Source organism: Ancylobacter mangrovi (assembly GCF_024752355.1).
GTDB lineage: Bacteria > Pseudomonadota > Alphaproteobacteria > Rhizobiales > Xanthobacteraceae > Ancylobacter > Ancylobacter mangrovi.
Genome location: NZ_JANTHZ010000005.1, coordinates 138,628 through 159,248, shown reverse-complemented (window position 1 = coordinate 159,248; position 20,621 = coordinate 138,628). Strand labels below are relative to the sequence as shown.

Annotated in this window: 19 protein-coding genes; 7 read left to right on the top strand and 12 right to left on the bottom strand. The window is 69.0% G+C overall.

What is annotated here, in order from left to right:
- Window positions 1–10: 10 nt before the first annotated feature.
- The 3 genes from NVS89_RS13000 to NVS89_RS12990 are packed head-to-tail and all read right to left on the bottom strand — an operon-like array spanning window position 11 to window position 3,344.
- Complete coding sequence (locus tag NVS89_RS13000; RefSeq protein ID WP_258733181.1) at window positions 11–979, bottom strand: ABC transporter ATP-binding protein; 969 nt, start codon at window positions 977–979, stop codon at window positions 11–13.
- Window positions 979–2,415, bottom strand: coding sequence for a high-affinity branched-chain amino acid ABC transporter permease LivM (livM, locus tag NVS89_RS12995; protein WP_258733180.1), 1,437 nt, complete (start codon window positions 2,413–2,415; stop codon window positions 979–981). The genes NVS89_RS13000 and livM overlap by 1 nt, the downstream gene beginning before the upstream one ends.
- 11 nt (window positions 2,416–2,426) lie before the next feature.
- On the bottom strand, window positions 2,427–3,344 hold the full coding sequence (locus tag NVS89_RS12990) for a branched-chain amino acid ABC transporter permease (RefSeq protein WP_258733179.1): 918 nt from the start codon (window positions 3,342–3,344) through the stop codon (window positions 2,427–2,429).
- A 367-nt stretch (window positions 3,345–3,711) separates the two neighbouring features.
- Here NVS89_RS12990 and NVS89_RS12985 point away from each other — a divergent pair, with 367 nt between their 5' ends.
- Entirely contained in the window at window positions 3,712–4,236 is a 525-nt protein-coding gene (locus NVS89_RS12985) for a flavin reductase (RefSeq protein ID WP_258733178.1), read from the top strand.
- A 15-nt stretch (window positions 4,237–4,251) separates the two neighbouring features.
- Here NVS89_RS12985 and NVS89_RS12980 read toward each other — a convergent pair whose 3' ends face one another.
- Complete coding sequence (locus NVS89_RS12980) at window positions 4,252–5,442, bottom strand: BaiN/RdsA family NAD(P)/FAD-dependent oxidoreductase (RefSeq protein ID WP_258733177.1); 1,191 nt, start codon at window positions 5,440–5,442, stop codon at window positions 4,252–4,254.
- Window positions 5,439–6,551: a lysine-2,3-aminomutase-like protein gene (locus tag NVS89_RS12975; protein WP_258733176.1), complete on the bottom strand. Its 1,113-nt coding sequence runs from the start codon at window positions 6,549–6,551 to the stop codon at window positions 5,439–5,441. The genes NVS89_RS12980 and NVS89_RS12975 overlap by 4 nt, the downstream gene beginning before the upstream one ends.
- A gap of 104 nt (window positions 6,552–6,655) precedes the next feature.
- Between NVS89_RS12975 and NVS89_RS12970 the strand changes: the two genes are divergently transcribed.
- From NVS89_RS12970 to NVS89_RS12960, 3 genes are read left to right on the top strand one after another with little or no spacing between them, the layout of a single operon-like run.
- Window positions 6,656–6,979 (top strand): XdhC family protein, encoded by a 324-nt coding sequence (locus NVS89_RS12970; RefSeq protein ID WP_258733175.1) that lies wholly within the window; start codon window positions 6,656–6,658, stop codon window positions 6,977–6,979.
- Complete coding sequence (locus tag NVS89_RS12965) at window positions 6,979–7,680, top strand: XdhC family protein (protein ID WP_258733174.1); 702 nt, start codon at window positions 6,979–6,981, stop codon at window positions 7,678–7,680. The genes NVS89_RS12970 and NVS89_RS12965 overlap by 1 nt, the downstream gene beginning before the upstream one ends.
- Window positions 7,677–9,341, top strand: a complete 1,665-nt coding sequence (locus NVS89_RS12960; RefSeq protein ID WP_258733173.1) for an NTP transferase domain-containing protein — start codon at window positions 7,677–7,679, stop codon at window positions 9,339–9,341. The genes NVS89_RS12965 and NVS89_RS12960 overlap by 4 nt, the downstream gene beginning before the upstream one ends.
- A gap of 93 nt (window positions 9,342–9,434) precedes the next feature.
- Here the strand turns inward: NVS89_RS12960 and bcsS are convergent, their stop codons facing one another.
- The 7 genes from bcsS to NVS89_RS12925 all read right to left on the bottom strand — a co-directional run bounded on the left by bcsS (window position 9,435) and on the right by NVS89_RS12925 (window position 15,707).
- Entirely contained in the window at window positions 9,435–10,190 is a 756-nt protein-coding gene (gene bcsS / locus NVS89_RS12955) for a cellulose biosynthesis protein BcsS (RefSeq protein ID WP_258733172.1), read from the bottom strand.
- 147 nt (window positions 10,191–10,337) lie between these two features.
- On the bottom strand, window positions 10,338–10,790 hold the full coding sequence (locus NVS89_RS12950; RefSeq protein WP_258733171.1) for a DUF488 domain-containing protein: 453 nt from the start codon (window positions 10,788–10,790) through the stop codon (window positions 10,338–10,340).
- A gap of 140 nt (window positions 10,791–10,930) precedes the next feature.
- A complete protein-coding gene (locus tag NVS89_RS12945; RefSeq protein ID WP_258733170.1) occupies window positions 10,931–11,098 on the bottom strand; it encodes a hypothetical protein in 168 nt (55 codons plus the stop codon).
- Entirely contained in the window at window positions 11,098–12,465 is a 1,368-nt protein-coding gene (locus NVS89_RS12940) for an amidase (protein WP_258733169.1), read from the bottom strand. Before NVS89_RS12940 ends, NVS89_RS12945 begins: the two co-directional genes overlap by 1 nt.
- Window positions 12,462–13,880 carry a TRAP transporter large permease gene (locus tag NVS89_RS12935; RefSeq protein WP_258733168.1) on the bottom strand — a complete coding sequence of 473 codons (1,419 nt, stop codon included), beginning with the start codon at window positions 13,878–13,880 and terminating at the stop codon, window positions 12,462–12,464. The genes NVS89_RS12940 and NVS89_RS12935 overlap by 4 nt, the downstream gene beginning before the upstream one ends.
- Window positions 13,881–13,917: 37 nt before the next feature.
- Window positions 13,918–14,505: a TRAP transporter small permease subunit gene (locus tag NVS89_RS12930; RefSeq protein ID WP_258733167.1), complete on the bottom strand. Its 588-nt coding sequence runs from the start codon at window positions 14,503–14,505 to the stop codon at window positions 13,918–13,920.
- A 71-nt stretch (window positions 14,506–14,576) separates the two neighbouring features.
- Window positions 14,577–15,707 (bottom strand): TRAP transporter substrate-binding protein, encoded by a 1,131-nt coding sequence (locus NVS89_RS12925; RefSeq protein ID WP_258733166.1) that lies wholly within the window; start codon window positions 15,705–15,707, stop codon window positions 14,577–14,579.
- Window positions 15,708–16,567: 860 nt separating this feature from the next.
- Here NVS89_RS12925 and NVS89_RS12920 point away from each other — a divergent pair.
- From NVS89_RS12920 to NVS89_RS12910, 3 genes are all read left to right on the top strand, one after another.
- Complete coding sequence (locus NVS89_RS12920; RefSeq protein ID WP_258733165.1) at window positions 16,568–18,781, top strand: esterase-like activity of phytase family protein; 2,214 nt, start codon at window positions 16,568–16,570, stop codon at window positions 18,779–18,781.
- A 169-nt stretch (window positions 18,782–18,950) separates the two neighbouring features.
- Window positions 18,951–19,628, top strand: coding sequence for a TetR/AcrR family transcriptional regulator (locus tag NVS89_RS12915; protein ID WP_258733164.1), 678 nt, complete (start codon window positions 18,951–18,953; stop codon window positions 19,626–19,628).
- On the top strand, window positions 19,625–20,605 hold the full coding sequence (locus tag NVS89_RS12910) for an HlyD family secretion protein (RefSeq protein ID WP_258733163.1): 981 nt from the start codon (window positions 19,625–19,627) through the stop codon (window positions 20,603–20,605). The genes NVS89_RS12915 and NVS89_RS12910 overlap by 4 nt, the downstream gene beginning before the upstream one ends.
- Window positions 20,606–20,621 lie beyond the last annotated feature (16 nt).

The following is a 20,621-nucleotide window of genomic DNA, read 5'->3' as shown; positions in this document are numbered from 1 at the left end:
TCGCTTGCGCTCACGATGTCGCCTCTGTGGTGCTGCCGGCCACTTCCGCCTCGATCTCGGCCTCGACCTCCTCGACCGCGTCCTCGTCGACGCCGAGATAGGCGGCGATGACGCGCGGGTCGTTCTTCACCGCGTCGGGCGTGCCGTCGGAGATCTTGGTGCCGTAGTCGAGCACGATGACGTGGTCGGAAATCTCCATCACCACGCTCATGTCGTGCTCGATCAGCAGGATCGAGGTGCCGTGCTCGGCACGGATCGAGCGCAGCAGCTCGTTGAGCTCGAGGCTCTCGCGCGGATTGAGGCCCGCGGCGGGTTCGTCGAGGCACAAAAGGATCGGCCCCGAGCACATGGCGCGGGCGATCTCGAGCCGGCGCTGCGCGCCGTAGGGCAGGTCGCCGGCGGGGTCGTCGGCGCGGTCGGTGAGGCCGACCTTGTCGAGCCAGTACTTGGCGTTCTCGGTCGCCTCGTACTGCGCCGTGTTCCAGCTCGGCAGGCCGAACAGGCCCTTGAGCGAGTAGCCGGAGGCGGCCATCAGCGCGTTGTGCTGCGCCACCATCAGGTTCTCCAGCACGGTCATGCCGGTGAACAGGCGGATGTTCTGGAAGGTGCGCGCGACCTTCGCCTCGCCCGAGACGCGGTGGTCGGGCATGCGCTCCAGCAGGTAGACGCCCGAGCTCGCGCCCACCAGCGCGCGCTCGCCGATGAGGGTGACGCTGGCGAGCTCGCCATCGGTCGGCGCGCGGCCATGGGCCAGCACGAGGCGGCCCTCGCTCGGCTTGTAGAAGCCGGTGATGCAGTTGAAGACCGTGGTCTTGCCCGCGCCGTTCGGCCCGATCAGCGCGGTGATGTCGCCGCGTCCGACCTTGAAGCTGAGGTCGTTGACCGCGATCAGCCCGCCGAAGCGCATGAACAGGTGCTCGACGGCGAGGATGGGGTCCTCCTCCCAGCGCGGGAGGGGAGTGTGGGGAGCGGTCGCCATCAGCCGTGGCCCTCCTTCACGAGGTCGCCCGAGACGGACTTCTTCTCCTTGAGGAAGATGGTCGGATCGCGGGTGGAGACGAGGCCCCGCGGCTTCCACACCATGATCGCGACCATGGCGAAGCCGAAGATCAGCATGCGGTAGAGGGTCGGGTCGAACGCGTCGCCGAAGAATTCCTTCAGGAAGTCCAGATTGCGCAGCATCTCCATGCCGCCCATCATCACCGCCGCCGCCACCGCGACGCCGATCTGCGAGCCCATGCCGCCCAGCACGACGATGGCGAGGATCATGGCCGAGATGTCGAAGGTGAAGCTTTCCGGGCTGACGAAGCCGGCGCGCACCGCGAAGAAGCAGCCGGCGAAGCCGCCGAACATGGCGCCGGTGGCGAAGGCGGACAGCTTGGTGTTGGTGGTGTTGATGCCGAGCGAGCGGCAGGCGATCTCGTCCTCGCGCAGCGCTTCCCAGGCCCGGCCGACCGGCAGCCGGCGCAGCCGCACGGTGGCGAAGGCGGTCAGCAGGGCGAGGCCGAGGATGACGAAGTAAAGGAAGATCAGCCGGTGCATCGGGCTGTAGGAGAGCCCGAACAGCGCCGCGAAGCCGTCCTCGCCACGCTCGAACGGGACGCCGAAGAAGGTGACGCGCGGGATCGAGGCGATGCCGGCGCCGCCGCCGGTGAAGTCCACCCAGTTGATCAGCACCAGGCGGATGATCTCGCCGAAGGCCAGCGTGACGATGGCGAGATAGTCACCGCGCAGGCGCAGCACCGGGAAGCCGAGGATCATGCCCCACAGGCCGGAGAACAGGCCGGCCATGGGCAGGCAGAACCAGAACGCCCAGTTCGACCAGAAATCCTCGCCGACCAGCGCGGCGAAGAAGTCGTGGATCGGCTGCGAGGTCGCCAGCAGCGCGTAGGTGTAGGCGCCGACCGCGTAGAAGGCGACGTAGCCGAGGTCGAGAAGCCCGGCGAGCCCGACCACGATGTTGAGGCCCCAGCCCAGCATGACGTAGGTGAGGATGAGGATGCCGAGGTCGACCAAGTAGCGGCTCGGGTTGAGCCCGCCGCTCCAGAAGACGGCGATGGCCGGGAAGCAGATCGCGAAGGCGAGCAGGGCGGGCTTCACCACCGGCCCGATAATGGCGCCGGCGCGGTCGAACACAGTCGGGCCGGTGCGGATCTTCGGCTGCCGGTTGGGCGACCAGACCGTCAGGTTGAGGATCAGCCGGCCGACGAAGATAATGCCGACCATGACCGCCAGCACCAGCGGGCGGTAGTTCAGGCCCAATGCGCCGTCGATGATGACGGTCTCGAAGCCGATCAGCGGCCCGAGCAGCCCGAGGGCGACGAGCCCGGTGATGAAGGCGTCCTTCAGCGCGTGGGCCAGAACGGATTCGGAAGCCTGCGCCGAGGCGGGCGCGGTATCGACGATCTGCGCCATGTCGACCTACCTCAGACCTTCTCGACTTCGGGGCGGCCGAGCAGGCCCTGGGGCATGAAGATGAGAGTGATCGCGAGGATCGAGAAAGCGGCGACGTCCTTGTACTCGATAGAGAAATAGGCCGACCAGAACACCTCGATCAGGCCGATCAGCAGCCCGCCCAGCACCGCGCCGGGGAGCGAGCCGATGCCGCCGAGCACCGCCGCGGTGAAGGCCTTCACGCCCGGGACGAAGCCGTCCGCGAAATGCGCCACGCCATAATACATCAGGTACATGACGCCGGCGACGGCGGCGAGGGCGGCGCCGATGACGAAGGTCAGCGAGATGGTCTGGTCGACATTGATGCCGAGCAGCGCCGCCATCTTGCGGTCCTGCTCGCAGGCGCGCTGGGCGCGGCCGAGCGAGGTCTTCTGCACGAGGTACCAGAACGCGCCGAGCAGCACCGCGGTGGAGACCATGATGATGATCTGCTTCCAGGCAAGCGTGACCTGGTAGCCGTTATTGTCCATCAGCACGATCACGTCGGTGACCATGGGCGGGATCGGCTTGTTGCGCGGACCCTGCGAGACCTGCACGAAATTGGCGAGGAAGATCGACATGCCGATGGCCGAGATCATCGGCGCGAGGCGGAACGAGCCGCGCAGCGGCCGGTAGGCGACCCGCTCGATCGCCCAGTTGGTGAGCGCGGTGAAGAACATCGCCACCACCAGCACGATTGCCAGCGCGAGGAAGATCGAGGTGATGCCGATCACGGTGGTCAGCAGCAGGAAACAGATCAGAGCGATGAAGGTCGACACCATGAACACATCGCCATGGGCGAAGTTCACCATGCCGATGATGCCGAAGACCATGGTGTAGCCGATCGCGATCAGCCCGTAGATGGAGCCGAGCGTCAGCCCGTTGATGAGCTGCTGAACAAAAATATCCATTGTGCTTTTCGGCTCCCCTCAGCCGCATCGAGTGAGCGCTCACGCCGGGCCTTGCACATATTCTGATCGTGCCCGTGTCATGTGCGCCGACTGACTCTTAGCGTGCACAGCGACCTGATACAATTCGATCGAAAGACGAAATGCAATTGATCGAAACAAGTGATACAACGGTATCCAGGTATGGAAATGCAACGAATCCATTACAATTCAATTGCTTGCCTGTGGACGTAGCGTTCGTCGGCCGTGTCGCGACTTTCTTTCCCGGCCTGTTGACGACAAGGTTGTGATGTCCGCCGGACACAGCGTTTCGCTTTTCCCCTCGGTAAGTTACGCGCGATCCGGTGACTGACGGCGATCGGAGGCGGTTGTGGACGAGGCGAGCGGCCAGGGGGCCAATCACGGCACGGAACGTCCGGTCGAGGCCGGGCTCTACCGCGAGGCGATGAGCCGGCTCGTCGCCGCGGTCCACGTGGTGACGACCCGCACCGAGGAAGGGCGCGCCGGCTTCACCGCCACGGCGGTCGCCTCGGTTTCCGACACGCCGCCGACGCTCCTCGTCTGCCTCAACCGGCGCATCCATTCGGCCCCGGCGTTCCGGCGCGCGGGCGTGTTCGCGGTCAACATGCTGGCGGGCGAGCAGCAGGCGCTGGCGCAGGCCTTCGGCGGGCGGACCGCGGTCACCGGCGAGACGCGATTCGCGGTCGGACAGTGGCACGAGGGAAGGCTCGGCGTGCCGGTGCTGGCCGGTGCGGTCGCGAGCTTCGAGTGCCGGCTGGTGGAAGCGCGCACCATCGCCACCCATGACGTGCTGGTGGGGCGGGTCGAGGCGGTGACGCTGGGCCCCGACGGGCCGAAGCTCGCCTATCTCGGCCGCGACTTCCTCGTGGTGTAAGGGGCGAGCGTCCTCTTACGCGTGCTGGCCGGCGACCCAGCCGGAGGACCAGGCCCACTGGAAGTTATAGCCGCCGAGCCAGCCGGTGACGTCCACCACCTCGCCGATGAAATAGAGCCCGGGCACGTTGCGCGCCTGCATGGTGCGCGAATCGAGGTCGGCCGTGTCGACACCGCCCAGCGTGACCTCGGCGGTGCGGTAGCCTTCCGAGCCGGCGGGCTTGAGCCGCCAGCCATTCACCGCCTGCTCGAGACGGCGCAGCGCCTTGTCGGAGAGGTCGGCGAGGCGGGCGGCCGCCGGTTCCGCCGCCTCGCCGATCGCCTGCGCGAGGCGCTTGGGCAGCAGGGCGCCGAGGGCGGTGGCGGGCGACTGCTTGCCGTTGCGGCCGCGTGCCTCGCGCAGATGGGCGAAGACGTCGGCATGCGGGGCGAGGGCGATCTCGATCTCCTCGCCCTCGCGCCAGTAGGACGAGATCTGCAGGATGGAGGGGCCGCTGAGGCCGCGATGGGTGAAGAGCAGACCCTCCTCGAAGGCGGTGCGGCCGTGGCGCACCCGCGCCTCCACGCCGACGCCGGCGAGCGGGGCCAGCCGCTCCAGCGTCGGCGGGTCGAGCGTGAGCGGCACGAGGCCGGGGCGGGTCGGCACGATGCCGAGCCCGAAGCGCGTGGCGACGTCGTAGCCGAAGCCGGTGGCGCCCATCTTCGGGATCGATCGGCCGCCCGAGGCGATCACCAGCGAGCGGCAGGCCAGCGTGCCGCGGTCGGTCTCGAGACGGAAGCCGTCGGGCGTCTTCGCCACCTCGCGCATGCCGGTCGACAGGCTGAGCTCGGCGCCGGCCGCGGCGAGGCCGTCCGTCAGCAGTTCGACGATCTGGCGCGAGGAGCTGTCGCAGAAGAGCTGGCCCAGCGTCTTCTCGTGATAGGCGATGCCGCGGACCTCGACGAGGCGGATGAAATCCTGGGCGGAATATTGCCGCAGGGCCGAGATGCAGAAGCTCGGATTGGCCGAAAGATAGTGGCGGGGCGCCGCATCGCGATTGGTGAAATTGCAGCGTCCGCCGCCGGATATGCGGATTTTCTCACCCGGCGCGCGAGCATGGTCGAGCACGATCACCGAGCGCCCGCGCCGGCCGGCCTCGATGGCGCACATCATGCCGGCGGCACCGGCGCCGACGATCACCACGTCGGCCTGTCGAGTTGCGTTCACGCCGGGTCGCCGTAGCGGTGCACGCCGCCGCAATAGTCGGTCACGCGCCAGCCCTCGCGTGCGGGCTCGAGATGCGACGGGCCGATCGGCACCTTGCCGTAGCCGCCCGGAATGTCGAGCACATAGGTCGGCAGCGCGAGGCCGGAGACGCGCCCGCGCAGCGCCCGCATCAGCTCCTGCCCGCGCGCGATCGGCAGGCGGAAATGCGCCGTGCCGGGGGCGAGGTCGGGATGGTGCAAATAGTAGGGCTTCACCCGGCATTCCACGAGCGCGCGGAACAGGGCGGCGAGCGTGTCCGCGTCGTCGTTGACGCCCGCAAGCAGCACGCTCTGGCCGACCAGCGGAACGCCGGCATCGGCGAGGCGGGCGATGGCCTCGCGGGCCTCGCGGCCGAGTTCGCGCGCATGGTTGGCGTGGATCGCGACCCAGGTGGTGACGCCCGGCGCGCGCAGCGCCTCCACCAGAGCCGGCGTGACGCGCTCGGGCGCGGCGACCGGCACGCGGGTGTGGAAGCGCACGATCTTCACGTGATCGATGGCGGCGAGGCGGGCCATGAGATGGGCGAGCCGACGCGGCGCGACGACCAGCGGGTCGCCGCCCGTCACCACCACCTCCCACACCTCGGGATGCGCGGCGACGTAGGCGAGGGCGTCGTCCAGCGCCGCCTCGGAAAGGCTCGTCTCCGCCCCCGGCCCGACCATCTCGCGCCGGAAGCAGAAGCGGCAATAGACGGCACAGACGCCGACCAGCTTCAGCAGCACCCGGTCCGGATAGCGGTGGACGATGCCCGGCACCGGGCTGTGCGCCTCGTCGCCGATCGGGTCGGCAAGCTCCTCGGGCCGGGTGTCGAACTCGCGCGGGTCGGGCAGGAACTGGCGGGCGATGGGGTCCGCTGCGTCCTGCGGGTCGATCAGGCCGGCCAGCGTCGGCGTCACGGCGGTTGCGTAGCGCGACGCGACGGCCTCGAGCCCTTCGCTGTCCTGCAGCAGGCCGGCCTCGGCCAGTTCCCCGACGCTGCGCAGGGTGCGTGCGGGAAGCGGCAGCGGCGCGTGCGAGGGCGCGTGCTGAGGGACGGCCGGGGTGGCGGAGGGACGGCGGAGGGCGCTCATGCGCGCTGTTTTGATATCTTCCGCCTTTAGGGGCAAGGCGCTTGATGTTGCAGTGCGCTATATACATCTGAATATGACCCTTCGGACGGAACGTGGAGGCCGCGATGTTCGCGCGCGAGGAAGACGTGCTTGAAGCCGCCGCCGGCTGGCGGCGCGAGGGCCGCGGCGTGGCGCTTGCCACGGTGGTGGAGACCTGGGGCTCGGCGCCGCGCCCGGTCGGCAGCCACCTCGCGGTGGACGAGGAAGGCAACTTCCTCGGCTCGGTCTCGGGCGGCTGCGTCGAAGGCGCGGTGGTGACCGAGGCGGCCGAGGTGATCGCTGACGGGCAGGCGCGGATGCTGGAGTTCGGCGTCGCCGACGCCACGGCGTGGGAGGTCGGCCTGTCCTGCGGCGGGCGCATCAGCGTCTATGTCGAGAAGGTCGCCTGATGGAACTCGCTTTGCTGGAGCGGCTGAACGCCGAGCGCGCGGCGCGGCGCGCGACGATCCTCGTCACCGAGATCGGGAGCGGGCGCCAGCGGCTGGTGACGCCCGCCGAGGCGCCTTCCGATCCGCTCGCCGAGCGACTGGCGGAAGGCTTCCGCACCGGGCGCAGCGCGCTGGTGGACCTGGGCAATGAGCGGGTGTTCCTGACCGTGCAGGTGCCTTCGCCGCGGCTGGTGATCACCGGCGCGGTACACATCTCGCAGGCGCTGGTGCCGATGGCGACCGGCGCGGGCTTCGACGTCACCATCGTCGACCCGCGCACCGCCTTCGCCACGCCCGAGCGCTTCCCCGGCGTCGACCTGCGGGCCGAGTGGCCGGAGGTGGTGCTGCCCGAGCTCGCGCTCGACCCCTTCACCGCCGTGGCGGCGCTGACCCATGACCCGAAGATCGACGACGGCATGCTGGCCGAGGCGCTGGCGCGCGGCTGCTTCTATGTCGGCGCGCTCGGCTCGCGCCGCACCCATGCGACACGGGTGGAGCGCCTCGCCGGGCTCGGCGTTTCGCGCGAGGATCTGGCGCGCATCCATGCGCCGATCGGGCTCGACATCGGCGCGGTGAGCCCGGCCGAGATCGCGGTCTCGATCCTCGCCGAGGTGATCGGCGTCCTGCGGCGCCGGCCGGCGGCACGGGAGCAGGCGGCGTGAGGTTCGGGCGCTTTCCGGTCGACGAGGCGGAAGGCGCCGTGAACGTCCACGCGCTGCGTCTGCCCGGCATCGAGCTGAAGAAGGGTGCGCCGATCGACCGGCCGACGCTCGAGAAGCTGCGCGCGGCCGGTGTTAAGAGCATCGTCGCGGCCCGGCTGGAGCCGGGCGACGTCGGCGAGGACCAGGCGGCGGCCCGCATCGCGGCCGCCATCGCGGGCGATCATGTGCGGGTGGACCGGGCCTTCACCGGGCGTGCCAACCTGCGCGCGGGCGCGGCGGGGCTGATGAGGATCGACCGCCGGGCGGTCGACGCGCTCAACCGGATCGACGAGGCGGCGACGCTGGCGACGCTGCCGGAGTTCCACCCGGTCGAGGCCGGCGCCATGGTGGCGACGGTGAAGATCATCCCCTTCGCCGTGCCGGCCGGCGTGATGGAGCGCATCCGGCTGGCCTCGGGCCCGATGGTGCAGGTGGCCCCGTTCCGGCTCACCCGCGCCGCCGTCATCTGCACCATGCTGCCGGGCTCGACCGAGAAGGTGGTCGCCGGCACGCTGAGGACCATGGCGGCCCGGCTCGCCGCCGCGGGCGCGCGCATCGTCAGCGAGGAGCGGGTGCGCCACGAGGACGGCGCGCTGGCGCCGGCGCTGCGGCGGGCGCTCGCCTGCGGGGCGGAGATCGCCATCGTGTTCGGCGCCTCGGCCATCGCCGACCGGCTGGACGTCATCCCCGCCGGCATCGAGGCGGCGGGCGGGCGGATCGACCATTTCGGCATGCCGGTCGATCCCGGCAACCTCCTGCTGGTCGGGCGCATCGGCGACATGCCGGTGCTCGGCGCGCCGGGCTGCGCGCGCAGCCCGAAGGAGAACGGCTTCGACTGGGTGCTGCATCGCCTGCTGGCGGGCCTTGACGTCACCTCGCACGACATCATGTCCATGGGAGTTGGAGGACTGCTCATGGAAATCCCCTCACGCCCGCAGCCGCGGGAGAAGGCGCCGGACGGCAGCGAGGGCATCGGCGTGGTGGTGCTCGCCGCCGGACGCGGCACCCGCATGCCGCACGCCTACAAGCTGACCGCGACGGTCAATGGCGAGCCGCTGGTGCGCCGCGCCGTGCGCGCGGCCCTCGCCTCGAAGCAGCGCCCGGTGGTGGTCGTCACCGGCCATGAGGCCGAGGAGGTGCGCCGCGCGCTGGCCGGCCTCGACGTGAAGTTCGTGCACAATCCCGATTTCGCCGACGGGCTCTCGACCTCGCTCAAGGCGGGCATCGCCGCGCTGCCGCCGAAGGCGTCGGGCGCGGTGGTGACGCTCGCCGACATGCCGAAGGTGGATGCCGGCCTGATCGACCGGCTCGCCGAGGCGCTCGACGATGAGGCCGGCACGCTGGTCGCGGTGCCTGTCGCCGAGGGGCGCCGGGGCAATCCGGTGGCCTGGTCGGCCCGGCTGTTCCCCGAGCTGGCGGCGCTGAGCGGGGATATCGGCGCGCGCCACCTCATCGCCGCCCATGCCGAGGCGGTGGCCGAGGTGCCGGTGGAGGGCGACGCCGCCTTTGCCGACATCGATACGCGCGAGGAGCTTGAGGCGCTTGAGATCCACGAACTGGCCGAGAAGGCGAGTGTGGACGCGGGGCCCGCGCTCGACGCGATGAAGGCGGAGGACGCCTGAGGCCGAGGCTGGCCTTCGCCGCCCGCTGCGGCTCTTCGGGAGGGCTCTGGCCGTCCAGTCCGGCGCACGGCCTGTGCGGCGGCGCCAGCCGGCCTAGAACGGCGAATAGAGCGAGAGCGTCGCATAGGCGCCGTCGTCGCTGTCGCTGCTCCAGCGCCAGCCGCCGGCGGCGCGCCATTGACGGCCGGGCAGCGGGGTGGCGATGAACAGGCCGGCACGTGCGTCCTGCGACAGCCAGTCGGTCGAGGCGCCGGCCTCCGCGCCGAGATCGAACCATGACGTGACGTGGCGCCCGGCGGTGGCGCGCAGGAAGGCGGTCTCGTCGGCCGTGGAACCGCCCAGCGCGGCGGTGAAGGTCCAGTCGTCGTCGTAGCGGTAATACCACTCGGCGACCGCCTTGGCGCCGACCGCCGTGCCCTGGTCGCGATTGTAGGGGTCGGGCTGGTCGAGCAGGTTCTCGGTGACGTTGACGCCGCCATAGATCGCGAGCGCCTGGCGGCCGTTGAGGAACTGCCAGCCGAGGAGCAGTTCGCCCTCGGTCTTGCTGACCGTGTTCCAGCCGCCCGGCACGGCGTCGGTGCGGTACTTGTACTGCCCGCCGCCGCCCTGGAGCCGCACCCGCAGCCCCTCCTGGTCCATCAGGCCGCGCGGCGACCAGGCGGCGCCGGCCCAGCCATAGACGTTGTCGCGGGCGACATCGACGCCCGAATAGAAATACAACCGCTTCGTGAAGGCGCCGGCCGGTCCGTCGTCGGCGAGGGCATCGCCGCCCGCGCCCGCGGCCATCGACGCGACGAGGGTCGCGAGGACGGCAAGGCACGATGCTGCAAGCGTCGACGGAGCGCCCATACCTTGCCCGATCCGGTGGGGAGCTGGTGCCGCGAGGGCACGCAACCCATCCGAGCACCTCCGGGCGGTTGTGCTCAATCAATCAAAAATTGAAATATCCACGGTATCGGCATCCCGGCCCCGCCTTTTGCCGCAGTGTAGCCGCGATCACACCGGCGGGGCGGCCAGATGCTCCACCTTCACGCCGACCCGTTCGCAGATGAGGTCGGCGATGATCTGGCGGTGGCAGTGCTCGGGGTGGCGCTCATAGCACAGCAGGCAGACCGCGCGGCCGGCGGCGGCGAGGCCGGCGAGCTCGTCGAGCTGCTCCTGCGCGGTCGGGGTGGCGAGGTGCTCGGCGAAGATGCGGCGCATCTCGTCGTAATGCCCGGTGCGGGCCGCCTGTCGGCCTTCGGCGGGCGTACCGAGGCCGCGCAGATGGAGATAGTCGATGCCGCGGCTGGCGACGCCGGCGGCGAGCAGGCTCTTGGAGAAGCCGGCGCGCCGGGAGGCGGCGACCGCGCGCACATCCACCAGCAGACCGACCCCGGCCTGCGCCAGCGTGTCGAGCACGGCCGGGGCGGAGACCTGTTCATAGCCGATGGTGAAGAGCGGCGGCATCGCGTGGTCCCATAGTGGAGCGGCGCCGCCCGGGTGAGGGCGGCGCCGGGATGTTGGCACGGGCGCGAGCTTAGTGCGTCATCGCCGCGAAGACGATGGTGATCGTCGTGGCGTCGGCGGGCTCGCCGTGCCGGCCGCGCTCAGGAGGTTCCCTGGCCGCGATGGCTGTCGATCATGTCGTAGCCGGCGCAGACGAGGGTCAGCAGCACCCAGGCGCCGAGATCGACGCGCGGGACCCAGATCACCAGGATCGACAGGAACCCGGCGAGCACCAGGAAGGCGAGCAGGGCCATGAGCCGTTCGATCATCAGGCGCCTCCTTCTATGCGCGTGAGATGGTCCGTCAGCCAGCGGGCGGTGCGCAGCAGCCGTCCGTCGTCGCCGCGGCGGCCGATGAGCTGCACGCCCATCGGCAGGCCGTCGGCCTGCAGCAGCGGCAGGGTGATGGCCGGCACGCCGAGCATCGTCCAGAGGGCGTTGAACACGGCGTCGCCGGTGTTCTCGAGCCCGAGCGGCGCGGGCCCCGGCGCGGCCGCGGTCAGGATCACGTCGCAGCGGGTGAAGATCTCGGCGAGGCCGGCATAGAGCACGTCCGGCCAGTCCAGCGCGGCGATGTAGTCGCGGGCCGGGATCGCCTTGCCGGCGTCCATCGCCTCGAGCAGCACGTCGGAGAGCCGGTCGCGCCCGCGCCGCTCATAGGCGTGCAGGCACTTGGCCATCTCGGCGCTGTAGATGCGCCGGTGCACCGCCTGCGCCTCGTCGAAGGCGGGCGGAAGCTCGACCGCGAAGCACTGCTCGCCGAGCAGGCCCGCAACCTCGTCCAGCGCGTCGCGCGTCTCGGGCGCGGCGAGCTCCCAATGCGGCGGCCGCACGAAGGCGAAGACCGGCGGCAGAGGCGCGGTGGAGAGCGCGCTTTCCAGAAGCCGGGGGGCCGGGGCCGGGGAGGTGGCCCGGTCGGCCGGGTCGTGGCCGAACAGCACGTCGGCGAGGAGCGCGGCGTCCGGCACCGAGCGGGCGATGACGCCGACCGTGTCGAGGCTCGGGCTCTCGGCGAGGATGCCGGTGCGCGGAATCCGCCCGAAGCTCGGCTTGAAGCCGACCGCACCGCAATAGGCGGCGGGGCGGATCAGCGAGCCGCCGGTCTGGGTGCCGACCGCGAGCGGCACCTGCCCGGAGGCGACCGCAGCGGCGGAGCCGGAGGAGGAGCCGCCCGGCGTGTGGGCCGGATTGTGCGGGTTGCGGGTGGGGCCGGGGTGCAGATAGGCCAGCTCGGTCGTCACCGTCTTGCCCATGATGACGGCGCCGGCCGCCTTGAGCTGGGCGGTGACGAAGGCGTCCTGCTCCGGCGTGCGGCCCTCGTCGAGCGCCGTGCCGTTGGCGGTCGGGATGCGGACCGTGTCGATGATGTCCTTCAGCCCGACCGGCACGCCGTGCAGCGGCCCGATGGGCTGGCCGGTGCCGCGATAGGCGTCGAGCGCCCGCGCCTGGGCGCGGGCATGCTCGGGGTCGAACCAGGCCCAGGCGTGCAGCTCGGGCTCGGTCGCGCTTATGCGGGCGATGCAGGCTTCGGTCAGTTCCTCGGCCCTGAGCGCGCCCGAGGCGATGCGGTTACGCTGTTCGACGGCGCCGAGCCCGACGATCGCCTCGGCTCCCCTGAAGGTCGGTTTCGCTGTCATCGGCCATACACCAGGTTGGGCAGCCAGTAGATCGATTCCGGCGCCGCGTACACGATCGCCATGGCGATGAACACCATGAGCAGGAAGGGCATCACGCCGCGGAAGATGTCCGTGAGCTGCACCTCGGGGGGCGATATCCCCTTGAGGTAGTAGGCGGACATCGCCATGGGCGGCGTGAGGAAGCTGGTCTGCAGGTTCAGCGCGACCAGGATGCCGAAGAACAGCGGGTCGATGCCGAAATGCGGCAGCAGGGGCAGGAAGATCGGCACGAAGATGATGATGATCTCCGACCATTCCAGCGGCCAGCCAAGCAGGAAGATGATGATCTGGGCCAGGATCAGGAAGGTGAGCGGCGACAGGTCGAGGCCGGTCACGAAGTTGCCGATGATCTGCTCGCCGCCGAGATAGGAGAACACCGAGGAGAAGGTGTAGGAGCCGACGAACAGCCAGCACACCATCGCCGTGGTGCGCGCGGTCAGGTAGACCGACTCGCGCAGCCGCTGGAAGGTGAGCGCCCGGTAGCCGGCCGCCAGCACGATGCCGCCCAGCGCGCCGATCGAGGCCGCCTCGGTCGGGGTCGCGAGGCCGAACAGGATCGAGCCGAGCACGGCGAGGATCAGCACCGCGAGCGGGAAGAACGAGGTGATGAGCATCCACACCACCCGGCCGATCGGCACGTCCGGCACCTCGTCGGCGGTGGGGCGCGGGGCCGCGTGCGGCTGGAGGATAGAGCGGCCCATCACATAGACGAGGTAGAGGCCGACCAGGATGAAGCCCGGCAGCAGCGCGCCGGCATAGAGCCGCACGATCGAGACGCCCGAGGCGGCGGCGTAGACGATCAGCATGATCGAGGGCGGGATCAGGATGCCCAGCGTGCCGCCGGCGCAGATGATGCCGGTGGCGAAGCTCTTGTCGTAGCGCGCCTTCAGCATCGCCGGCAGGGCGAGCAGGCCCATCAGCGTCACCACCGCGCCGACGATGCCCGTGGCGGTGGCGAACAGCGCGCAGGTGATCAGCGCCGCGACGCCCATCGAGCCGGGGATGTTCTTGGAGGCGACGTTGAGGGTCGAGAACAGGCGGTCGACGATGTTGGCGCGCTCGACGATGTAGCCCATGAACAGGAACAGCGGCACGGCTGTGAGCACTTCGTTCGACATCACCGAATAGGTCTGGTTGATGAAGAGGTCGAAGATGCGGTTGTTGAAGAAGCCGGCTATCCAGTCGGACCATCGTTCCAGCGCGCCGGCGGTCTCGGACAGCCGATGATAGGCGCGCCACATGCGGTCGCCGTCGAAATAGGCGTAGTAGCCGAAGCCGATGCCCATCGCCATCAGCGTGAACGCGATGGGAAAGCCGAGGAACACCACGAAGATGAAGAGCCCCAGCATCAGCAGGGCAACTTGAGGGTCGGTCACAGACGTGCTCCGTCGGTCTGTCTGAACAGGTGGGCGGTCACGGACGGGGCTGGTGCTCGAGTTCGTACTCGTGCTGATGGATCAGGGCGTCCTCGGTCTCCTCGACGTCCTTCTCCGCCCGCAGCCATTCGCCGGTGCGCAGGCACAGGATGCAGCGGAATATCTGGGCGAGGCCCTGGATCGCGAGCAGGATGCCGGCCGCCACCATGGCCGACTTGAACTGGAAGATCGGCACGCCGGCGGGGCTGTTGATGCTGACCTCGCCATAGCTCCAGGAGCGGCTCGAATACTTCCAGCCGGTGACGATCAGCGCGATCACGCCCGGGTAGAAGAAGATCAGGTACAGCACCAGATCGACCGCCGCCTGGGTGCGGGGCTTCCACAGCCGGTAGACGAAGTCGCCGCGCACGTGCCCGCCCTGCGACAGGGTGTAGGCACCCGCCATCAGGAACAGCGTGCCGTACATGATGAACGACATGTCGAACGCCCACGGCGTCGGCGCGTTCAGCACGTAGCGCACGAAGACCTCGTAGCTGGTGCCGAAGGTCATCAGAATGATCAGCCAGGCGAAGGTCTTCCCGAACCAGCCCGACAGCCGGTCGGCGAAGCGTATGTATCCGATCAATGGGAGCTCCCCGGTCAGGATGCCGGCAGCGCGTCGGGCGCGCCGCCGGCCGATTCAGGCTTCCGAACAGGTCAGATCGAGAGTTTGCCCGGGAAGTAGTGCTCATAGGCGAGGCCGAGATCGGCCTGGTTCATGAGCTCGTAATAGGTGACGCGTTCCACCCAGGCACGCTGGCTGTCCATCACCCGCTTCATGTAGTCGTCCTGGCTGAGCGTCTCGATCAGCACGTCCCACGCCACGAGCTGCGCGTTCAGGATGTCCTTCGGCGTGCGGTAGACCGTGACGCCGAGGTCGTTCTGAAGCTTCTGCAGGTCGGAGGAGTAGTTATCGAGCGCGAAGTAGGTGTTCGCGGAGGCCGACGCGTTGACGCCGTGCTTCAGGATCGCCTGCAGGTCGGGGTCGAGGTCTTCCAGGAAGTCCTTGTTGAACAGGAACTCGAAGGCCTCGGACGCCTGATGGTAGGAGCTGAGATAGTAGTTGGTGGCAACGTCCGCCGTGCCGAAGCGCAGGTCGGAGGAGGGGTTGTTGAACTCGAAGGCGTCGATGACGCCGCGCTCCATCGCCGGCACGATCTCGCCGCCGGGAAGCTGGGCGACGCTCATGCCCATCTGCTGCATCAGGTCGGCGGCGAGGCCGACGGTGCGGTATTTGAGGCCCTTGATGTCGGCGAGGCCGTTGATCGGTTTCTTGAACCAGCCGAAGGGCTGCGCCGGCATGGGGAAGCCGAACAGGCCGACCACGTTGAGCCCGAGGATCTCCTGGGTGAGCTCGCGATAGAGCTCCTGGCCGCCGCCCTGATAGTACCAGCCGAGCATGGTGGTGGCCGAGCCGCCGAACACCGGGCCGGTGCCGAAGAAGGAGGCGCCCTTGTGCTTGCCGTACCAGTAGGACGACACGCTGTGGGCGGCATCGATGACGCCGTCATTCACGCCGTCGAGCACCTGGAAGGCGCCGACCACGGCGCCCGCGGGCAGCAGGTCGATCTTCAGGCGGCCGCCGGACATCTCCTCCACCGCGACCACGTACTGGCGGGCGAACTCCATCCAGATGTCCGACGCGGGCCAGGAGGTCTGCATCTTCACCACGACGGGCGCCTGGGCCAGCACGGCCGGGGCGGCGAGGGCGCTGGCGGCGACACCGCCGGCCAGGGCACCCGAACTCAGGAACGAGCGGCGCGACAGCGCCTTGGTTGATTCAGACATTTCGTCCTCCCTTTTTCGTATTTCCGGACACGGTCCACGTTTCCTGACACGGCCCAGGTGCCTCCAGCGCTTTGCATGGCTGGTTTGCATTAAAAACTATTGATCAGGAAACCACGTTCGGCAAGTTACAAGCGCGCCTTACGTAAATGACATTGTCGTAAGACATCGAGCGTTCGAGCATAAGATACCGCATTCGCCCCGGAGACGCTTTCCGGGGACGGCGGATCGGTCTGCAACACATGGGCCCGCCCCGGAGATCGCTCCGATACGGGTCCTGGCACGCGGAAGGGCTGCGGCGGATGCGGGCGCGCGTTCCCCGATGGCGTCGAGCGTCGGATCCCTATGGCGTTCCGTGCCCTCGGTCGAAGGCCGGCAGGAATCCTTGCCCGCGGAAAACGCATCGCAAATGGGTGGCCCCGAACCGAATCCGGGGCGGGGCCTTCACGCCATGAGCCCTTGGCGCGCCTAGACTTGCCGCGGTCTCGCGGCGGGGCCGTCGGCGCCCGTCAGGTCGCGGCCGGCTCGGCATGTGTCGGTGGCGATGCCATGGCGTTTCTGGCTCATAAATCCTCCCAATGTGCGTGCCCGGCCAAGCCGAGTCTTCCACACCGCGCGACCAAGAAATGATCGCGCCGGGCAGCGCTTTTCGCGCCTTGTCCCGCTGCTGCAAGGAGACGATGCCCAAGAGGTAAGTGCAAGTACTATTTCGTCGTTTTCCGCCTATTCCGATTGTACGAAAGTCGTACGTATCGGTGTTTCCGCACAGTTTCCGCGTCCATTTGTCATCCGCCTGTCATTCGCGGCCCTTTGAAGTGCCGCGACGACGGGGCCCGGCCCCGTATCATCAGGGGACATCAATCATGCGCTCGATTCTTCTCGCAGGCGTGTCGGCGGTCGTGCTCGGCCTCACGGCGGCCGGCGCCGTGGCCCAGTCGCCGGCTCCGTTCAACCGGATCGCGACCTTCAACGTCATCGACAACCTGCCGGCGGGGGCGGATCCGGCGAAGTCGACGGCGGCGGAGATCATCACCTTCACGGAAGATGGCAAGACGCTGATCTACAGCGACAGCCCCGGCCACCGGATCGGCTTCATCGACATCTCCGACCCCAACATGCCCAAGGCGGCGGGCGTGGTGGCGCTCGAGGGTGAGCCGACCACCACGGTGGTGATCGGCGGCAAGGCCTATGTCGGCGTGAACACCTCTGAATCGAAGTCGAACCCCTCGGGCCACCTCGCGGTGGTCGACATCGCCTCGCGCAAGGTCGAGGACAAGATCGACCTCGGCGGCCAGCCCGACGCGGTGACCAAGAGCCCGGACGGCAGCTACCTCGCCATCGCGATGGAGAACGAGCGCGACGAGGAGATCAATGACGGCGCCATCCCGCAGATGCCGCCCGGCAATTTGACCTATTTCGAGGTCAAGGACGGGCGCGTGGTCGACGATTCCAAGAAGGTGGTCGACCTGACCGGCCTCGCTGCCATCGCGCCGGAAGATCCCGAGCCTGAGTATGTGGACATCAACTCCCGCAACGAGGTCGTCGTCACGCTGCAGGAGAACAACCACATCGTCATCGTCGACCTGCCCACCGGCAAGGTGACGAACAGCTTTTCCGCCGGCACGGTCGACCTCGACCACATCGACACCAAGAAGGACAAGGTGATCGACCTGTCCGGCTCGATGAAGGACGTGCCGCGCGAGCCCGACACGGTGCAGTGGATCGACGACGACCGCTTCGTCATCGCCAATGAGGGCGACTGGAAGGGCGGCACGCGCGGCTTCTCGATCTTCGACAAGACCGGCAAGCTGCTGTTCGAATCCGGCACGGCGCCGGAGCACATGGCGGTGCGCCTCGGCCACTATCCCGACAAGCGCAACAAGAAGGGCATCGAGATGGAGGGCGCGGAGGTCGCGACCTTCGGCGACGATCGCCTGATCTTCGTCGCTTCCGAGCGCGGCTCGATCGTGTTCGTCTACCGCGACAAGGGCGGCGCCGAGGCGCCGGAGTTCCTGCAGGTGCTGCCGGGCGGCGTCGGCCCCGAAGGGCTGATGGCGATCCCCTCGCGCAACCTGTTCGTGACCGCGAGCGAGACCGACCTGCGCGAAGAGGGAGGCATCGGCGCGCTGGTGACGATCTATGAGCGCCAGCCCGGCGCCAAGGTCGCCTATCCGACCATCGAATCCGCGAACGGGCCGGACGGCCTGCCGATCTGGTGGTCGGCGCTCTCGGGCTTTGCGGCCGATCCCTCGACCCCCGGCAAGCTCTACGCCGTGACCGACAGCGCCTATGCGCAGGGCCGCATCCTCACCGTGGACGCCTCGGCGATGCCGGCGAAGATCACCGCGGCGACGATCGTCACCCGCGACGGCAAGCCGGCCAAGGGGCTCGACCTGGAGGGCATTGCGGCGCGGCCGGAAGGCGGCTTCTGGCTGGTCTCCGAGGGCAACCCGGAGAAGAAGGAAAATCCGACCCAGAACCTGCTGCTGCAGGTGGGCGCGGACGGCGCCATTGCGCAGGAGATCGCGCTGCCGGAGGCGGTGGCCGCGCAGGCGATCCGCTACGGCTATGAGGGCGTGACGGTGACCGGCTCGGGCGCCGACGAGACCGTGTGGATGGCGGTGCAGCGCGAGTGGAAGGACGACCCGAAGGGCTTCGTCAAGCTGATCGCCTACAAGCCTGCCGACAAGAGCTGGAGCTATGTGCGCTACCCGCTCGACACGCCGGAGAAGGGCTGGATCGGCCTTTCCGAAATCACCGCCTACAAGGATGGCCTGGTGGTGATCGAGCGTGACAACCTGATCGGCCCCGAGGCCCGGGTGAAGAAGCTCTCCTTCGTCTCGCTCAGCGGCGTGACGCCGGTGGCGCTGGGTTCGGAGGCGAAGCCGCCTGTCCTCACCAAGACCGAGGCCAAGGACCTGATGCCGCTGCTCAAGGCGCCGAACGGCTACGTGCTCGATAAGGTCGAGAGCTTCGCCATCGACAAGGACGGCAACGCCTTCATCGTCACCGACAATGACGGCGTCGACGGCTCCTCGGGCGAAACGCAGTTCATCGGCATCGGCAAGATGGACTGATCGCGAACTTCCTGCAGACGCTGCCAGCGGGCGCCCTCCGGGGCGCCCGTTTCGTTTTCGGGGCGGGCCCGCCACCCGTCGGCCATCATCGAAATTTCCCGCTGCGGAACCTCGCCAGAAGACCTGCGTTGCGGTATGACTGACCGGTCAGTCATTTTCGAGGTGTGCCATGGCGAGCGGAGAGGGAAGCGGGGAGGGCGGCGGCGCGAAGCCGCGGACGGCTGCCCCGACGCGCCGCCGCGCCAGCAAGGAGCCGGCTGACCGGCGCCGCGAGATATTGGAGGCGGCGCTGGTAGTGTTCGCCGAGGCGGGCTTCGCCGGCGCGCGCATGCAGGACGTGGCGTCGCGCGCGGGCGTCGCCAAGGGCACGCTCTACCTCTACTTCGAGGACAAGGAAGCCCTGTTCGAAGGGCTGGTGCGGCAGGCGATCGACCCCGTGCTGGGCCGGCTGGAGCGCGAGTTCGCGGACTTCCCCGGCAGCACCCGCGCCTTCCTCTCCGTATCGTTCGCCCATCTCGCCAACGAGGCGGTGCATTCCCCGCGCCGGCACATCGTGCGGCTGATGCTGGGCGAGGGCGAGCGCTTCCCGGAGATCGCCGGCTTCTATTATCGCGAAGTGGTCTCGCGCGGGCTCGGCCTGTTGCGGGCGATCAATGCGCGGGCGCTGGAGCGCGGCGAGATTTCCTCCGACGCCGGCCTGCGCTTCCCCCAGCTCCTCATCGCCCCGCTGCTCGTCGCGACGGTGTGGGAGGGGCTGTTCCAGCGCCACGAGGCGCTCGATGTCCAGGGCATGCTGGAAGCGCATGCCGAAATCACGCTGCGCGGCCTCGGATGGAAGGAGCCATGATGCGCATCCGCTCACGAGGCTCCCTCGCGTGGCGCGGGCCGCTCTGTGCCGCGCTTCTCGCGCTCTCGCTCGCCGCTTGCGCCGATAAGGGGCCGTCGCGCTATCAGGGCTATGCCGAGGCCGATCTGGTGTTCGTCGGCCCGGACGAGGCCGGGCGGGTGACGCGGCTCGACGTCGACGAGGGCGACCGGGTGAAGAAGGGTCAGCCGCTGTTCGAGGTCGATGCCGATCTCCAGCAGGCCGATGTCGATTCCGCCGCGGCGAGCCTAGAGCAGGCCAAAGCTCAACTCGCTGACCTTCAGGCCAGCGCGCAGCGGCCGCAGGAGATCGAGGTGCTGCAGGCGAGCAAGCGGCGGGCCGAGGCGGCGCTCGAGCTCTCGCGCATCGAGCTCGGCCGGCAGCAGGACCTCTACGACAAGAAGGTCGGCTCCAAGGCCGCGCTCGACACCGCGCAGGCGACGTTCGACCAGAACAAGGCGGCGCTCGACGAGATCAACAAGCAGATCGAGGTCGGGCGCATGGGCTCGCGCGACGCGCAGATCGGCGCCGCACAGAAGGCGGTGGATGCGGCGCAGGCGAGCCTCGAGGCGGCGAAGACGCGGCTCGCGCGGCGCAAGCTCGCCGCTCCCGCCGACGGCTCGGTCGAGACCGTCTATTTCCGCCCCGGCGAACTGGTGCCGGTCGGCCGGCCGGTGCTCGCGCTGCTGCCGCCGGACCTCATCAAGATGCGCTTCTTCGTGCCCGAGCCCGACCTAAACCGCTTCAAGCTCGGCACGCGGGTGCAGATGAGCTGCGACGGCTGCGGCGGGGGCGTCGCCGCCACGGTGAGCTATATCGCCGAGGATTCCGAATACACCCCGCCGGTCATCTACAGCCTCGACGAGCGCTCCAAGCTGGTCTTCGTGCTGGAGGCGAAGCCGGACGAGCCGCTGAAGCTGCGCCCGGGCCAGCCGATCACGGTCGAGATCGCGCCGTGAAGGAGGACACGCCCCA

Bases quoted from the DNA above. Each gene is read 5' to 3' on its own strand.
- NVS89_RS13000 (WP_258733181.1), bottom strand. From the start codon at position 979: ATGGCGACCGCTCCCCACACTCCCCTCCCGCGCTGGGAGGAGGACCCC.
- NVS89_RS12920 (WP_258733165.1), top strand. From the start codon at position 16,568: ATGCGCTCGATTCTTCTCGCAGGCGTGTCGGCGGTCGTGCTCGGCCTC.
- NVS89_RS12940 (WP_258733169.1), bottom strand. From the start codon at position 12,465: ATGACAGCGAAACCGACCTTCAGGGGAGCCGAGGCGATCGTCGGGCTC.
- bcsS (WP_258733172.1), bottom strand. From the start codon at position 10,190: ATGGGCGCTCCGTCGACGCTTGCAGCATCGTGCCTTGCCGTCCTCGCG.
- livM (WP_258733180.1), bottom strand. From the start codon at position 2,415: ATGGCGCAGATCGTCGATACCGCGCCCGCCTCGGCGCAGGCTTCCGAA.
- NVS89_RS12990 (WP_258733179.1), bottom strand. From the start codon at position 3,344: ATGGATATTTTTGTTCAGCAGCTCATCAACGGGCTGACGCTCGGCTCC.
- NVS89_RS12925 (WP_258733166.1), bottom strand. From the start codon at position 15,707: ATGTCTGAATCAACCAAGGCGCTGTCGCGCCGCTCGTTCCTGAGTTCG.
- NVS89_RS12945 (WP_258733170.1), bottom strand. From the start codon at position 11,098: ATGATCGAACGGCTCATGGCCCTGCTCGCCTTCCTGGTGCTCGCCGGG.
- NVS89_RS12915 (WP_258733164.1), top strand. From the start codon at position 18,951: ATGGCGAGCGGAGAGGGAAGCGGGGAGGGCGGCGGCGCGAAGCCGCGG.
- NVS89_RS12950 (WP_258733171.1), bottom strand. From the start codon at position 10,790: ATGCCGCCGCTCTTCACCATCGGCTATGAACAGGTCTCCGCCCCGGCC.
- NVS89_RS12975 (WP_258733176.1), bottom strand. From the start codon at position 6,551: ATGAGCGCCCTCCGCCGTCCCTCCGCCACCCCGGCCGTCCCTCAGCAC.
- NVS89_RS12970 (WP_258733175.1), top strand. From the start codon at position 6,656: ATGTTCGCGCGCGAGGAAGACGTGCTTGAAGCCGCCGCCGGCTGGCGG.
- NVS89_RS12910 (WP_258733163.1), top strand. From the start codon at position 19,625: ATGATGCGCATCCGCTCACGAGGCTCCCTCGCGTGGCGCGGGCCGCTC.
- NVS89_RS12965 (WP_258733174.1), top strand. From the start codon at position 6,979: ATGGAACTCGCTTTGCTGGAGCGGCTGAACGCCGAGCGCGCGGCGCGG.